Raw genomic sequence first — 14,912 nt, 5'->3', positions numbered from 1 at the left:
CACGGCGACCGCCGGTCCCCGGCGTCCCGCCCGCCCGGTACCATGGTCGGCACGGCAGACGAGCCGGGCGGACGGCCGCGTGGAGGTTCTTGTGGACCTTCCCGAGGAACGTCCGGGCTCCACAGGGCAGGGTGGTGGCTAACGGCCACCCGGGGTGACCCGCGGGACAGTGCCACAGAAAGTAGACCGCCGAGAACTCCGGTTCCCGGTAAGGGTGAAACGGTGGTGTAAGAGACCACCAGCGCCTGAGGCGACTCAGGCGGCTAGGTAAACCCCACCCGGAGCAAGGTCAAGAGGAGCCGCCCTCTCGCAGGAGAAGGCGGCTCTGCGCGGACGTTCGAGGGCTGCCCGCCCGAGTCCGCGGGTAGACCGCACGAGGCCGGCGGCAACGCCGGCCCTAGATGGATGGCCGTCTCCCCGGCCGCCGCGAGGCGACCGGGCGACAGAACCCGGCGTACAGCCCGACTCGTCTGCCCTCAGGGCTCGGCCCCGGTCCACGGACCGGGGCCGAGCCCTGAGGCGTGTACGGGCCCCGCTCCCGCAGGTCAGTTCGTGACCGTGAACCAGGTCGCCCGGGACTTCTTCCACTCGTCGTGGGTCAGGTCCTTGGCCTCGGTGCCGTCGCCGTACAGGTCGGCCGAGCCGTCGTCGGTGATCAGCTGGGCGCGGGCGCCGGACACCGTGAGGTCGGGGACGTCGACGATCGCCTCCCAGCCGCCGGGGTCCGAGGTGGGCAGGTCCAGACGCTTGACCGGCGCGTGCGCCGGGTCGCCGTCCCAGGAGTAGAGGGCGTACGGGTCGGAGTTGTCGTCGGCGGCCCAGGAACCGGCCACGATCAGATACTGGTTCGCCGCGTTCTTGCGGATGTCGCGGATCGACAGACCGCCGAGGTCCAGCTCGATCGGCGTGCCGAAGGTGGCCGCGGAGCCGCTGCTCAGCACCTTGTCGAAGTTGGTGACCGGCACGATCAACGCCTTGCCGCCGGGCACCGCCGGGGCGAGCGGGGCGCGGAAGCCGACGTAGGCCGTGGTCGTCGAGCCCGGCGCGAACTCCAGGCCCTCCACGTTGAATCCGTCGATCTGCTTGGGCACCTCGCCGGAGGCGGTGCCCGCCGCGAAGCCGTAGCGGTTGCCGTTCGCCTTGTCCCAGGAGACGAGGTTGTCCCGCAGCTTCTTGTACGAACGGCCGTACGTCAGGGTCGTCGAGGCGCCGGAACCGCTCACCGTGGTCGTGAAGACGGTGTTGCGGTCCGACTTGTAGTCGCCGTCCTTGTTGTTGCCGAGCGAGCCCGTCCAGTAGATCGTGTCGCCGACGCGGGTGGCGGCCTCCAGGTCCATCTCCTTGGAGACGCCGATCTTGGAGGTGAAGTCCCACGTCTTGACCGGAGCCCCGGACTTCGAACGGTCGTACAGGCGCAGGGTGTTGGACTCGTCGTCCGCGACGACCGCGTAGCCGCCGCCCACGTCGACGGCCGCCGAGGCGTCGCTGGAGCCGCTGAAGTACCGGGTGTCGGCGGCGTTCTGGACGGAGGCCGACGCGGCGTAGTGCAGCGTCTTGGTGGCCGTCTGGCCGTCGACACCGGTCACCTTCACGGTGAGGTCGGTGTAGCCCTGGCCGCGCGCGGCGACCACGAGCTGCCGGGTGGCGCCGGTGACGGTGACGGTGGCGTCGCCCGTGGCCGCCACCGCGGTCTTGCTGCTCTTGCTGACCGTCACGGCCAGCGCGGCGGTGTCGGCCCCGCTCTGCGCGACGGTCACGTTCACGGCCGGATCTCCGGTGGCGCCCACCGCGCCCGACAGATACGACGCGGACAGCGCGATGTTCGGAGTGCCGTAACTCGCCGCCTGCGCCTGGCTTCCCAGACCCACGGCCGTAAGGGTCAGCACACCGCCGATCACGGCGGCGGTCCTGCGGCCTGAGGAGAAAACGTAGTCCTGCACGGGGACCCTTTCGTCGGCTCTGCGTCGACGAGAAGGCTGAGCCGCGCCCGCCAACATCAGGCCGCGTGAATCTTTCCGCGGAGTGAACAGTGCAGGTCACCGCAGGCGCTTGCCGCGTGGGCTCACTGAAAGGCCGCGCCTTGTCAGGATTTTGACGGACCGTCGGGCGGATGGCCGGTGGTGGAAAACGGAGTTGGCGGGGCGGCGGGTGTGTGGTGGGTGGTGGTCGTCGGAGTCGGCGGGTTGTCGGGTGCGCGGTCGGCGGCGGACGCCGCGGTCGGCGGGGTGGCCGGCGAGTGGTGGGTGGCGGTCGTCCGAGTCGGTGGGCCTGCGGGTGTGTGATCGGTGGCGGGCGGCGGCGTCGGTGGGCCGTCGAGTGAGCGGGCGGCGACCGAGGACAGGTGGGCGGTGAAGACCTCGCGCGCGTCCGGCGCGAGCGTGCGCAGCGCCACCATCGCCGTGATCACCACGTCGCACAGCTCCGAGCGGACGTCGTCCCAGGTGTGGCTCACACCCTTGCGCGGATTCTGGCCCGTCGCGCCGATCACCGCCTGGGCGACCTCGCCGACCTCCTCCGACAGCTTCAGGACGCGCAGCAGCAGCCCCTCCCGGCCGCCGTGCGCCCGCTCGGCCTCCAGCCAGGCGTGCAGCCGGTCGATCGTGGCCCAGGGGTCCATGCCGTCGCCGACGCGCCCTGCACGCCCGGCGCGGACCTCGGGCGGGTCACAGGCCGGATCGTCGGCCAGGTCGTCGGGCGGGTCACCGGCCGGATCGTCGGCCGGGTCGTCGGGGTTGCGCACGGACATGTCGGCGCCGGTGTACGGGGACGGGGTGTCGTCCGCCGGGGGGTGATCAGCCATGGGGCGAGCCTCCCCCGGGTGCGCGGGGCCGACTCCTACTCCTCGAACAGGGCTTCCTGCTTGCCCTCCCGCGCCTGACGCACCCGGTTGTTCCGGACGCCCACGACCACCGCGGTGACCGCCGCCGTCGTACCCAGTGCGATCGGCACCATCCAGCCACGGTTCACCGCGTGGCCCATCAGATGGTCGAGGGACAGCCGGCCGGGGCCCGTCACCGCGAGGCCCGCCGCCGACAGGCCGAGCGAGGCCGCGTACTCGTAGCCGCCGCTCTGCACGAAGAACCCGTTCGGCAGGTGCACCGCCGCCGCGCCCGCCATCGCGCCGGCCGCCGCGGCACCGGCCGCGGGTGTGGCGAGCCCCAGCGCCAGGAGGACTCCGCCGCCGGCCTCCGCGAGACCCGCGGCTGTCGCGCTCGCCTTCCCGGGCGCGTACCCCATGGCCTCCATGGCCTGTCCGGTGCCCTCGATGCCGCCGCCCCCGAACCAGCCGAACAGCTTCTGCGCTCCGTGCGCGGTCAGCACCCCGCCCGTGCTCAGACGGAGCAGCAGCAGGCCAAGATCACGCCGGTCGATACAGGTCACGGTGACTCCCAGTCCAGACAGCGGCAGCGGTTTCCTCCCGGGTCTCAACCGTCGCACCGATCGACCGGGTCCGGCGGGCCCGCGCCGCCGTTCGGGTGGCGGGGTCGGGGAGGCGGTGTGAGCGTGGCTCGCATGACCATTCAGACAACGCGACTCAGCGACCCGGCAGTCAGGGCCTTCGTCACCGCGGTGAACGCCCATGACCGGGAGGCCTTCGAGACACTCCTCGCGCCGGACGCCACCATGTCGGACGACGGCTCCGACCGTGACCTCGGCGACTGGACCGACCGGGAGATCTTCTCCTCGCGCGGCCACATGGACGTCGACAGCGAGTCCGCCGGCGGGCGTTCCCTCCTCGTGCGGTACAGCAACGACACCTGGGGCGAGATGAAGACCCGGTGGAGCTTCACCGTCGACGACGGCGGCAGGATCAGCCGCTTCGAGACCGGCCAGGCCTGATCGCCGAAGGGCCGCTCACCGAGGCGCGGTCGACCGAGGCCGACGGCGTGCGCGGACGGTGAGCGGCCCGGATGCCGCGAGGAGACGGCGTAGCGGGGCGGGTGCCGAGCTGGGCAGGTCCCGGGTGGGGCGGGTGCCGAGCGAGGGTGGGTGCGGGCGGCCGGGGCCGCCGCCGGGCTCAGTAGCCCTGGGCCGCGCCGTACTGCTCCTGTGTGAACTGCTCGGGCGCGTACTGCTGTTGCGCGAGCTGCTGCCGGCCGTACTGGCCCTGCCCCGGCAGGTGGGGCCGGCCGTCCTGTCCGGGGACGGTCCGGCGGGCGCCGGCTTGCTCGGTCAGGGTGATCTGGCCGGCCTTGATGGTCGCGAGGCGCGGCGCGCGGCGGGCGATGGAGGAGTCGTGGGTGACCATGATGAAGGTCAGCCCGTACTCGTGCCACAGCCCTTCGAGCAGCCCCATGATGTCGTCGCGGGTGCCCTCGTCGAGGTTGCCGGTCGGCTCGTCGGCAAGGAGCACCTTCGGCTTCTTGACGAGCGCCCGGGCGATGGCGACGCGCTGCTGCTGACCGCCGGACAGCTCGGTCGGGACATGCGTGAGCCGTTCGCCGAGGCCGACCGAACGCAGTGCCTCGGCGGCCCGCTCGCGCCGCTCGGCGGGCTTGACCCCGAGGGGTACGAGGGCGGTCTCGACGTTCTCCTGCGCGTTCAGCGTCGGGATGAGGTTGAACGACTGGAAGATGATGCCGATCTTCTCGGCCCGAAGCCGGGTCAGCTTGGCCTCGCTGATGGAGCCGAGGTCGACGCCGTCCAGCTCGACGTTGCCGGAGGTCGGCCGGTCGAGACCGCCGATCATCTGGAGCAGCGTCGACTTGCCGCCGCCGGTGGGGCCCTGGATGACGAGCTGGTCGCCGTCCTCGATGGTGAGGTCGACGCCGCGCAGCGCCTCGACCGTCTCCTTGCCCCGCGTGTAGCGCTTGGTGACGCCGGTGAGCTTGTACATGAGGCTTCTCCGAGGATGAGGGGGTGGGGGCGCCGCGGCCCGGGGGAGTGGTCGCGGCGCCCCCGTTCAAGGGGTGTTGCCGGGGAGCGGGCTAGGAGACGCTGCGGAGCGCGTCCGCCGGGCGCATCCGGGAGGCGCGCCAGCCGCCCATCGCGCCGGCGATCAGACCGCCGGTGATGGCCAGGCCCGCGGCGAGCGCGATCGTGGTCACCGAGACCGGCGCGGTGAGGGCTATGTCGATGGTGTTCTTGGCCGCGGAGGCCGCCTGCTGGCCGGGACCGCCGCCGCCGGGGCCGCCGCCCATGCCTCCGCCGCCGGTGGAGCCGAGCTCCGCCGTCAGCTTCGGGCTGATCGCGGTCACGGTGTAGGCCGCGGCGAGTCCGAGGGCGATACCGAGGGCGCCGCCGAGCAGTCCGTTCACGATGGACTCGCCGACGACCTGCCGGGTGACCTTGCGGGACGGCCAGCCGAGTGCCTTCAGGGTGCCGAACTCGCGCACCCGGCGGGAGACGGCGGAGGATGTGAGCAGCGCCGCGACCAGGAACGCGGCGATCAGGACCGCGACGGACAGCCACTTGCCGACGCTCGTCGCGAGGTTCGAGGCGGTGGACAGCGAGCCGGAGACGGTGTCCGCGAGGTCGGCGGAGGTGGTGACCGTCGTCCCGGAGATGTTCTTCTGGATGGTCGCCTTGACCGTGGAGATCTGCTTGGAGTCGGTCGCCTTCACATAGATCGTGGTGACCTTGTTCTTGGCGTCACCGAGCGTCTGCGCCTGCTTCAGCGGCAGGTAGACGTCGGTGGTCGACTCGCTGCTGTCGGGCGTCGCGATGCCGATGACCGTGTACTTGGTGCCGGAGATCTTGAAGGTCTTGCCGACCTTGTACTTGTTCTCCTTGGCGTACGACTTGCTGACCACCGCGACCTTCGCGGAGGTCTGCGCGGCCGTGAACGTCCTGCCGGTGGTGATCTTCGAGGTGGCCAGCGGGCCGAGACCCTGCTGGGTCACGTCGACGCCCGCGACGGAGTACGAGTTCACGTCGAAGGAGGCGCCGCCGCCCTGCACCTGCGGCGCGCCGGTGCTGGCGCCGCCGTTCTGGCCGCCGGGTCCGCCCTGCTGGGAGGAGCTCGAGGTCGAGGACTTCGCCTTGCCCTGGGTGAAGGAGCCGTCGACCTTGGTGACGTTCAGGCTCAGCGCGCCCACCGCGCTCGACACGCCCTTCTGCGCGGCGACCTCGGTCACCAGCGAGGACTTCAGGGACTGTCCGCCCTGGGTCATCACCCGGTCCGAGCTCTGGGTCTTGCTGCTGTCGGACTTGGCGTTGAAGTCGAACTTCGGGCGGCCCGAGGAGTTGCCCGTCGGTGCCGTCTGGGCCTTGGTGACCGTCATGTCCGTACCGAGCCCGTACAGCGACTTCAGGACCTTGTCCTGGGCCTGCTGCATGCCGGCCGACACCGAGTTGACGGTGATCACCAGCGCGATACCGAGCGCCAGACCCAGGGCGATCACCAGCGCCGCCTTCTTGCGCCGGCTCAGTTCACGCTTGAGATAGATGCCAAACATCCCGTTCCTCAAAGGTTCTTGGCGCCCCGGTGGGCGCGGCCAAAAACTATGGAGAAACCTTTGAGTCGGGCTGAGTAAGAGATGTGTGAGGGCTGAGAATCCGGACCCCGGATTCAATATTGGGTCAGACAGCCCATTCTCAGTCTTTCGAGGGCTCTTTGCCAGGAAACCGCTGTTGAGTGGTCCCGCGGTGGCACGTGCGGGCCTGCCGAGGGCGCCTCCGGGGGGCAGGTGACCGGTTCCGGCGGGCGGGGCCGGCCCTCGCGCGCCGGTTTTGCCGCCGCTTTGGAATCGGCGTTCCTTCTCTTTGTCACCCCGCTGTCAGGCTTGCCGGACGGACTTTGTACGGTCCCGGGATGCGTGATTCTTCCGGGCTCTCCCGTCGTGCCGCTCTGGGCCTCGCCGCCGCCGTCCCCCTCGCCGCCGCGACGGCCACCACCGCGTACGCCACGGCGGCGGTCGGCGGCGCGAGACTGGCCCGCCCCGGGATCCAGACGAGCGGCGCGCCGGGGCTGCCCAAGCGGCTGACGGCCCGCTCCTGGCTGGTCGCGGACCACACCACCGGTGAGGTGCTCGCCTCGTACAACGCGCATCTGCGGCTCCCGCCCGCCTCCACGCTGAAGATGCTGTTCGCGGACGCCGTGCTGAAGAAGTTCGAGCGCGCCGAGACGTACAAGGTCGTCGACGCCGACCTCGCCGACGTCCCCGCGGGCTCCAGCCTCGTCGGCGTGAAGCCCGGCATCACCTACACCGTCGAGCAGCTGTGGCAGGGCGTCTTCCTGCGGTCCGGCAACGACGCGGTGCACGTGCTCAGCCACATGAACGGCGGCATCCCGGCCACCGTCGCCGAGATGCAGGCGCTCGCGAAGGACCTTCAGGCCCTGGACACCCATGTGGTCAGCCCCGACGGCTTCGACCACAAGGGCCAGCTGTCCTCCGCGTACGACCTGACGCTCTTCGCCCGGCACGGTCTCGCGGACGCCGACTTCCGCGGCTACTGCTCGACGAAGACCGCGGACTTCCCGGCCGGCGGCAAGAAGACCTTCCAGATCCAGAACACCGACCGTCTGCTGACGGGCGCGTGGGGCGTGCGGCCGTACGACGGGCTGATCGGGGTGAAGAACGGCTACACCAGCCACGCGGGCAACACCTTCACCGGAGCGGCGACCCGCGACGGACGGACCCTGCTCGTGACGGTGATGCACCCCAAGAGCGGCGGCAGCGGCGTCTACGAGGAGACGGCCCAGCTGCTCGACTGGGGCTTCGGCAAGGGCGCGCACGCCGGGCCGGTCGGCACGCTGGTGAATCCGCTCAGCGAGGGCGGCGCGAGCGCGGCGCCCTCCCACAAGGCGGCGAAGGCCGCGGCGGGCGCTCCGGCCCGGGCCGCCGCCGCGCACTCGGACGGTGTGCCGTGGGGACTGACCGGCGGGGCCGGGGCGGCGGTGGCGCTCCTCGCGGGCGGCGCGCTCGCGCTGCGCAGCCGCAGGCGCCGGTCCGCCGAGGAGCCGGCCGATCCGGCCGAGGCGGAAGGCCGCCGCAGGCGCCGATGACGGGACAGTCGCCCCGCGGTCCGGCGCACACCTCGCGGTCCTGCGCGAGGTCCGCCCCCAACCGGGCCGCGGAGCGACTGCCACCTCCCCCATCGGTGTGGACCGTGGTCGTACCGAAGTCGTGTGCTCCAACTGTGAAGCTCTGATGGGGGAGATGATGAGCATAAGCGCACCAACGGCTTATATGGTCCGGAGATTCGGCTTCCGTATGTGAGGGTTGAGGCGTTGACCCTTTCTTGGTGAACCACCGGGCTCCGCCGTACGTGGATCCCGGCCGCGTCCGCTGTGCCGCGCCGAGGCCGTGTGCCGCGCCGCGTCCGGCGAGCTACGCGCCCGCCTCGCCCGGGTAGCGGACGCCGATGCGGTCCCGGATCGTGTCGAGCGTCCGCATCACGGCGAGGGTGCCGTCGAGCGGGACGAGCGGGGACTCGGTCTCGCCGGCGCGCAGGGCACGCATCACCTCGGCGGCCTCGTGCTTGAGGCTGTTTCGGGGGCCGGACGCGGGATCGGCGCGGAAGGTCTCCGGCTCGCGGCCGTCGCGGTGCAGGACGAAGTGGTCCGGGAAGAAGAAGCCGCCGGGGATGTCGATACGGCCCGCGGAGCCCGTGACCGAGGCGGCGACGGGCGTGCCACCGTTGATGGAGCAGTGCACCGAAGCCAGAGCACCGCTCTCGAAGGAGAGCAGTGCACCCGTCTGGAGATCGACGCCCTCGTCCGAGAGCACCGCTCTCGCGACGATGTCCGAGGGCTCCCCGAGCAGCAGCTGCGCGAACGACACCGGATAGACCCCGAGATCGAGCAGCGCACCGCCGCCCTGCGCGGGGTCCCGCAGCCGGTGCGAGGGCGGGAACGGCCCCGCCAGACCGAAGTCGGCCTGCACCGTGCGCACTTCACCGATCACCCCGGCGTCGACCAGCGCCTTCAGCCGTCCGACCAGCGGATTGCAGTACATCCACATGGCCTCCATCAGGAAGCGGTCGCGCCCGCGGGCGAGCGCGACCAGTTCCCCGGCCTCCCGGGCGTTCAGCGTGAACGCCTTCTCGCACAGCACATGGCGGCCCGCCTCCAGGCACATCCCGGCGGCCACCCGGTGCGCCGAGTGCGGCGTGGCGACGTACACGACGTCGACCTCCTCGTCCGCGGCCAGCGACGCCCAGTCCCCGTAGGCCCGAGGAATCCCGAAGCGCTCCGCGAACGCCTTCGCCGGGGCGTCCGAGCGCGAGGCGACGGCCACCACCTCGGCGTCCGGCATGTCCACCAGATCCGCCGTGAACGCCGCGGCGATCCCGCCGGTCGCCAGAATCCCCCACCGCACGCGTTCACGCTCGCCCGTCATGCCCACCCCTTGATCCGTGAGTCCGAACCCGCTGTTCGAACTGAGAGCATAGGGGCCGCATCTTTCGGAGAGGGGGGCACATGACCGAGCGTGGCCGCACCGGGCGGGACCAGGAAGACCCGCGAGGGCACATATCGCGGGCACATACCGCGGGCACCGCGCCCGCGGTCGCCGAGGCGGCGTCGCCGGCCGCCGGGGCCGAAACCGCCGGACCGCGACCGCACGACGAAACCGCCGGACCGCGACCGCACGCCGGACCCGGCGGCCCGGGCCGCACCGGACTCCTCGTCACCCTCGTCCTCGGCGGGCTCACCGCCACACCGCCGCTCGCGATGGACATGTACCTGCCCTCGCTGCCGGCGGTCACCCGCTCCCTGCACGCTCCCGCCTCCACGGTGCAGCTGACCCTCACCGCCTGTCTCGCCGGCATGGCGCTCGGGCAGCTCGTCGTCGGGCCGATGAGCGACAGGTTCGGCCGCCGGCGGCCGCTGCTCGCCGGCCTCGTCGTCTACGTCCTCGCCACCGCCCTGTGCGCCCTCGCGCCCGACGTCGGCCTCCTGGTCGCCCTGCGGCTCGTCCAGGGACTCGCCGGCGCGGCCGGGATAGTGATCGCCCGCGCCGTCGTCCGCGACCTGTACGACGGCGTGGCCATGGCCCGCTTCTTCTCCACCCTCATGCTGATCTCCGGTGTCGCCCCGGTCGTCGCGCCGCTCATCGGCGGACAGATCCTGCGCTTCACCGACTGGCGGGGCGTGTTCGTGGTCCTCACCGTCGTCGGCGTCGCACTGACGGCCCTCGTCTGGGCGAGACTGCCCGAGACGCTCAGGCCCGCGGACCGGCACGGCGGCGGTGTCGGGGAGGCGCTGGGCGCCATGCGCGGGCTGCTCGCCGACCGCGTCTTCGCCGGGTACATGCTCGCGGGCGGCTTCACCTTCGCGGCCCTCTTCGCCTACATCGCGGCCTCCCCGTTCGTGATCCAGGACCTGTACGGCGCCTCCCCGCAGACCTTCAGCCTGCTCTTCGGGGCGAACTCCGTCGGCCTCGTGATCGCCGGGCAGATCAACGGCAAACTGCTCGTCGGCCGGGTGGCCCTCGAGAAGGTCCTCGCCACCGGCCTCGCCCTCGTCGTCCTCGCCGCCGCCGCGCTGCTGCTCATGTCCACCGGCGCCCTCGGCCGGGTCGGGCTCGCCCCGGTCGCCGCCGCGCTGTTCGTGCTGATGTCCGCCATGGGCCTCGCCCTGCCCAACACCCAGGCGCTCGCCCTCATGCGCGTGCGCCACACGGCCGGTTCCGCCTCCGCGCTGCTCGGCACCTCCTCCTTCCTCATCGGCGCGGTGGCCTCACCGCTCGTCGGCATCGCCGGAGAGCACACCGCCGTTCCGATGGCCGTCGTCCAGCTGGCGGCGGCACTGGTGGCCGTCGGCTGCTTCATGGGACTGTGCCGTCCCCTGCGGACGGCACGCACTTCGGACGGAAAGGCGGCGGGGAGCTGAGCGCACCAAGACTGCGGACCGGTACGCCGGAACGGGCCGGACTCGACTCCGGTGAACTGCGGCAGCTGGTCCACGAGGTCCGCGCCCTCACCCGCGGGGCCGACCCCTGGGCGGCGGGCGTCGTGGTGGCCGCGGGGCGGGGCCCGGTCATCGCCGTCGAGGAGGCGGCGGGATGGGCGGTCCGCTACGCGGCCCACGACGCCGTGAAGGACACCGGGATCGAACTGCCGCCGGCAGCGCGTGTGCCGATGACCGTGCACACGCCCTTCGACCTGGCCTCCCTCACCAAGCTGTTCACGGCGGTCGCCGCGGTGCAGCAGCTGGAGCGCGGCACGCTGGGCATCGAGGCGCGCGTCGGCGCCTACCTGCCGGAGTTCCGCGCGGCCCGCGAGCACGGCGTCACCGTACGGCAGCTGCTCACCCACACCTCCGGGCTGCGCCCCGAACTCCCGCTGTACGACTGCCAGGACGACACCGCCCGGCTGGCACTGCTGCGGGCGGAGGCTCCCTCGTCGCAGCCGGGCGAGTACCGCTACTCGGACGTCAACCTGCTCCTCCTCCAGTACGTGCTGGAACGCGTCACCGGCCGGGGGCTCGACGTCCTCGTCCGGGACGGCATCACGCGTCCGCTCGGGATGAACTCCACCACTTTCGGCCCCTGCCCCGGTGCGGCGGCCACGGAGGACCAGCGGCGGCCGTGGGCCAAGGCGGACCGGGGCATGCTGCGGGGCGTGGTGCACGACGAGAACGCCTGGGCGCTCGGCGGGGTGGCCGGTCACGCCGGGCTGTTCTCCACCGCGCGCGATCTGGCCGTGTTCTGCCGCACCCTGCTCGCGGGCGGTTCGTACGGCCCGGCGCGCATCCTCGGCCCCGACTTCGTCGAACTGCTCCTCACTCGGCCCGGCCTCGGATTCGCCCTCGACCAGCCCTGGTTCATGGGCACCCTCGCGGGCCGCGGCGCGGCCGGCCACACCGGGTTCACCGGCACCTCCCTGGTCCTGGACCCGGCGACGGACACGTTCCTGGTCCTGCTGGCCAACACGGTCCACCCCCGGCGCCGGCCGGCGGACAACGCGCCCCGGGCGGCGGCGGCCACACGGCTGCGGCGGGCGGTGCGCGGCACCTGAGAGAATCGGGCCGTGAACGCCCCCGTACCAACCACCGACACCCTGCGCAGCGCCCTCGCCGGACTTCTCGACGGTCTGCCGCCGAAGGCCGCCGCGCAGGCGGTCGAGCGGCTGATCGTGAACTACCGGGGGACCACCCCGACCCACACCCCGATCCTGCGGGACCGCTCGGACGTGGCCGCGTACGCCGCGTACCGGATGCCCGCGACGTTCGAGGCGGTGTGCTCGGCGCTGGAGGCGTTCGCGGACGCGGTGCCCGGCTGGGTGCCGGGGAGCCATGTGGATGTCGGCGGCGGCACCGGCGCGGCCACCTGGGCGGTGAACGCGACCTGGGCGGGTGCCCGCCCGGTGACCGTGCTCGACTGGGCCGAGCCGGCCCTCGCGCTCGGCCGTGAGATCGCCGCCGCCAACCCGGAGCTGGAAGGCGCGACGTGGCAGCGCTCTCGTATCGGAGCGGCGCTCACCATCGAGAGCACTGATCTCGTCACGGTGTCGTACGTCCTCGGCGAGCTCACCGAGGAAGACCGCGGCTCGGTCGTGGACGCCGCCGCCCGTGCCGCCCGGGCCGTCGTGATCATCGAGCCCGGCACCCCCGACGGCTACACCCGCGTGCTGGCCGCCCGCGAGCGCCTGATCGGCGCCGGCTTCCAGGTCGCGGCTCCCTGCCCGCACAGCGCGGCCTGTCCCGTCGTCCCCGGGCAGGACTGGTGCCACTTCTCGGCCCGGGTCGCCCGCTCCTCCCTGCACCGCCAGGTCAAGGGCGGCTCCCTGCCGTACGAGGACGAGAAGTTCAGCTACGTCGCCGCGACCCGCTTCCCGCCCGACCCGGCGCCCTCGCGCGTCGTGCGCAAGCCGCAGATCCGCAAGGGGCAGGTGCTGCTCGACCTGTGCGAGCCGGACGAGGCACTGCGCCGGGAGACGGTGACCAAGCGCCACGGACCGCTGTACAGGGCGGCCCGCGACGCCGAGTGGGGCGACGCCTGGCCGCCGGAGGACACCCTCTGAGTCACCCTCGCGTCCCGGGCACGGTCATCCCCGGGCCCGGGCACGGTCACCCCCGGGCCCCGGGCAGGCCCCGCAGTTCCTGGGTGCAGCACTTCACGCTGCCGCCGCCCTTGAGCAGCTCGCCGAGGTCGATGCCGACGGGAACGAAGCCGCGGTCCCTGAGCGGGTCGAACAGGCCCGCCGCCTCCTGCGGCAGCAGCACGTGCAAACCGTCCGAGACCGCGTTCAGGCCCAGCGCGGCGGCGTCCTCCGCCGTGGCCGTCAGCGCGTCGGGGAACAGCCGGCGCAGGGCCTCGCGGCTGCCGGGCGAGAACGCGGGCGGGTAGTACATGATCTCGTCCGTGCCGTCGTCGAGGACGGCGAGGGCGGTGTCCAGGTGGTAGTAGCGCGGGTCGACCAGGTCCAGGCCGATCACCGGGCGGCCGAAGAACTCCTGCGCCTCCCCGTGCGAGAGCGGGCTCGCCCGGAAGCCCCGGCCCGCGAGCAGGTACGACCCCGTGACGACGAAGTCGCCCTCTCCCTCGTTGACGTGCTCCGGTTCGCGGACCGGCCCGAACCCGCGGGCGCGGAACCACTCCACATGCGCCTGCGCCTCGGGTTCACGCTGCGGGTAGGCGAACCGGGCGCCCAGCACCCGGCCGTCCACGACGGTCGCGCCGTTGGCCGCGAAGACCATGTCCGGCAGGCCCGGACGGGGGGCGAGTTCCTCCACCGAGTGGCCGAGGGAGCGGTAGCGGTCGCGCAGGTCCTCCCACTGGGCGAGGGCGAGCGGCACGTCGACCGGCTTTGCGGGGTTCATCCACGGATTGATCGCGTACGTGACGTCGAAGTGCACCGGGGCGCACATGAGGTAGCGCCGGGGCGTGGCGCAGCGAGGAGCATGCAAGGAAGACTCCTTACGCAACCGCAGGGGCAGTTGATGCTCATGGTGCGGTGCGCCCGGCCCCGGCGCCGGATCGGCGCGCGGCCGTGGTCCCGTACGACTGCACGGACGCGCGTGCCGACACGTCCGGCGTCGTGATCCCGCACACGGATCCGGCCTCGTGACCCCGCCCCGTGATCCGACTCCGTGATCCGGCTCCGTGATCCCGCACTCGTCGGGCATCTATGAAATCGCCTCAAATCATGCAATAACACCTGATCGGGGCCTGGCGGGCGCATCGCCCCACCTACCCCGGTTGTCGGCTCCGGCCACCCGGAGCGCAGGATGGTGGGACCATGGGGCAAGGAACGAGTGCACTACGGCGAGGCGAGGCGATAGATGAGCGCAGAGTTCGGCCGCCGCTCCGGCGCGCGGGGCAGGATCTCCCAGTGGCTGCGCGGACGCCGGCCCAAAGCCCCGACGGAGACATCCGCCGGCACGCGCGAGGCCCTGCTGCTCGCCGCCGCCGCCGCGGGGCTGCCGCTCGCGCAGGCCGCGTACCCCTCCGGCTACCGCTGTTCCTGTGACCGTGTCGGCTGTCCCACCCCGGCGCGCCACCCCGTCTCCTTCGCCTGGCAGACGCAGTCGACGACCGACAGCGCGCAGATCGAGCGCTGGGCCCGGCACCAGCCGAAGGCGAACTTCATCACCGCGACCGGCATGACGCACGACGTCCTCGACGTGCCGCTGGACGCCGGGCGCGCGGCGCTGGAGCGGCTGCTGGCCGCCGACATCGAGGTCGGGCCCGTGGCGGAGACCGGCGACGGCCGCATGCTCTTCTTCACCCTCACCCGCGGTACGCCCGAGGACGAGGACGAGTGGTGGCCCTGCGAGCTGGACTGCCACCCCGAGACGATGGACGAACACCCCGGCTTCCGCTGGCACTGCCGGGGCTCGTACGTCCTCGTGCCGCCGGCCCAGCTGCCCGGCGGTCTGAGCGTCGACTGGGTGCGCGGCCCCGAGCACACGCTGCCGGACCCGCTCACGCTCCTGGAGACCCTGACCGACGAATGCGCCCGTTACGCCGGGGAGAACGGCGCGGAGCAGCTCGCCGCCTGGCCGCACCGGGGCTGAGGACCCG

At 72.4% G+C, this 14,912-nt stretch carries 11 protein-coding genes, 1 other RNA gene and 2 pseudogenes; 7 read left to right on the top strand and 7 right to left on the bottom strand.

Features of this window, described 5'->3' with window-relative positions; translation table 11 throughout:
- Nucleotides 1–59 precede the first annotated feature (59 nt).
- Nucleotides 60–473: RNase P RNA component class A (rnpB, locus tag ABZV42_RS15400), an RNA gene on the top strand.
- A 72-nt stretch (nucleotides 474–545) separates the two neighbouring features.
- On the opposite strand, the gene ABZV42_RS15395 is transcribed toward rnpB, so the two are convergent.
- The 3 genes and pseudogenes from ABZV42_RS15395 to ABZV42_RS15385 all read right to left on the bottom strand — a co-directional run bounded on the left by ABZV42_RS15395 (nucleotide 546) and on the right by ABZV42_RS15385 (nucleotide 3,381).
- The gene (locus ABZV42_RS15395) at nucleotides 546–1,940 is read right to left on the bottom strand and encodes a hypothetical protein (RefSeq protein ID WP_356052181.1); all 1,395 of its coding nucleotides are present in this window, start codon (nucleotides 1,938–1,940) and stop codon (nucleotides 546–548) included.
- 374 nt (nucleotides 1,941–2,314) lie between these two features.
- Nucleotides 2,315–2,617, bottom strand: a pseudogene (locus ABZV42_RS15390) (MazG-like family protein); the annotation flags it as partial.
- 218 nt (nucleotides 2,618–2,835) lie between these two features.
- Nucleotides 2,836–3,381 (bottom strand): DoxX family membrane protein, encoded by a 546-nt coding sequence (locus ABZV42_RS15385; protein ID WP_356052179.1) that lies wholly within the window; start codon nucleotides 3,379–3,381, stop codon nucleotides 2,836–2,838.
- A 132-nt stretch (nucleotides 3,382–3,513) separates the two neighbouring features.
- On the opposite strand from ABZV42_RS15385, the gene ABZV42_RS15380 reads away from it, so the two are divergent.
- Nucleotides 3,514–3,840: a nuclear transport factor 2 family protein gene (locus tag ABZV42_RS15380; RefSeq protein ID WP_355985119.1), complete on the top strand. Its 327-nt coding sequence runs from the start codon at nucleotides 3,514–3,516 to the stop codon at nucleotides 3,838–3,840.
- A gap of 325 nt (nucleotides 3,841–4,165) precedes the next feature.
- Here the strand turns inward: ABZV42_RS15380 and ABZV42_RS15375 are convergent.
- Nucleotides 4,166–4,837 (bottom strand): annotated as a pseudogene (locus ABZV42_RS15375) (ABC transporter ATP-binding protein); the annotation flags it as partial.
- Between the two features lie 91 nt (nucleotides 4,838–4,928).
- Complete coding sequence (locus ABZV42_RS15370) at nucleotides 4,929–6,398, bottom strand: ABC transporter permease (protein WP_356052177.1); 1,470 nt, start codon at nucleotides 6,396–6,398, stop codon at nucleotides 4,929–4,931.
- A 356-nt stretch (nucleotides 6,399–6,754) separates the two neighbouring features.
- Here ABZV42_RS15370 and ABZV42_RS15365 point away from each other — a divergent pair, with 356 nt between their 5' ends.
- Entirely contained in the window at nucleotides 6,755–7,948 is a 1,194-nt protein-coding gene (locus ABZV42_RS15365) for a serine hydrolase (protein ID WP_355985122.1), read from the top strand.
- Nucleotides 7,949–8,273: 325 nt separating this feature from the next.
- Here ABZV42_RS15365 and ABZV42_RS15360 read toward each other — a convergent pair whose 3' ends face one another.
- Nucleotides 8,274–9,284: a Gfo/Idh/MocA family oxidoreductase gene (locus tag ABZV42_RS15360; RefSeq protein WP_355985124.1), complete on the bottom strand. Its 1,011-nt coding sequence runs from the start codon at nucleotides 9,282–9,284 to the stop codon at nucleotides 8,274–8,276.
- A gap of 80 nt (nucleotides 9,285–9,364) precedes the next feature.
- On the opposite strand from ABZV42_RS15360, the gene ABZV42_RS15355 reads away from it, so the two are divergent.
- From ABZV42_RS15355 to ABZV42_RS15345, 3 genes are read left to right on the top strand one after another with little or no spacing between them, the layout of a single operon-like run.
- Nucleotides 9,365–10,777: a multidrug effflux MFS transporter gene (locus ABZV42_RS15355; RefSeq protein WP_355985126.1), complete on the top strand. Its 1,413-nt coding sequence runs from the start codon at nucleotides 9,365–9,367 to the stop codon at nucleotides 10,775–10,777.
- Nucleotides 10,723–11,904, top strand: coding sequence for a serine hydrolase domain-containing protein (locus ABZV42_RS15350; RefSeq protein WP_355985127.1), 1,182 nt, complete (start codon nucleotides 10,723–10,725; stop codon nucleotides 11,902–11,904). Before ABZV42_RS15355 ends, ABZV42_RS15350 begins: the two co-directional genes overlap by 55 nt.
- Nucleotides 11,905–11,916: 12 nt before the next feature.
- Entirely contained in the window at nucleotides 11,917–12,909 is a 993-nt protein-coding gene (locus tag ABZV42_RS15345; protein WP_355985129.1) for a small ribosomal subunit Rsm22 family protein, read from the top strand.
- 46 nt (nucleotides 12,910–12,955) lie between these two features.
- Here the strand turns inward: ABZV42_RS15345 and ddaH are convergent, their stop codons facing one another.
- Complete coding sequence (ddaH, locus tag ABZV42_RS15340) at nucleotides 12,956–13,795, bottom strand: dimethylargininase (RefSeq protein WP_356052175.1); 840 nt, start codon at nucleotides 13,793–13,795, stop codon at nucleotides 12,956–12,958.
- Between the two features lie 375 nt (nucleotides 13,796–14,170).
- Between ddaH and ABZV42_RS15335 the strand changes: the two genes are divergently transcribed.
- Nucleotides 14,171–14,905 (top strand): bifunctional DNA primase/polymerase, encoded by a 735-nt coding sequence (locus ABZV42_RS15335; RefSeq protein ID WP_355985133.1) that lies wholly within the window; start codon nucleotides 14,171–14,173, stop codon nucleotides 14,903–14,905.
- Nucleotides 14,906–14,912: the final 7 nt, after the last annotated feature.

Source organism: Streptomyces sp. NPDC005281, from assembly GCF_040607495.1.
Classification (GTDB): domain Bacteria; phylum Actinomycetota; class Actinomycetes; order Streptomycetales; family Streptomycetaceae; genus Streptomyces.
Note: the sequence above shows the minus strand (reverse complement) of the source record. Positions and strands in the feature narration are given on the sequence as shown.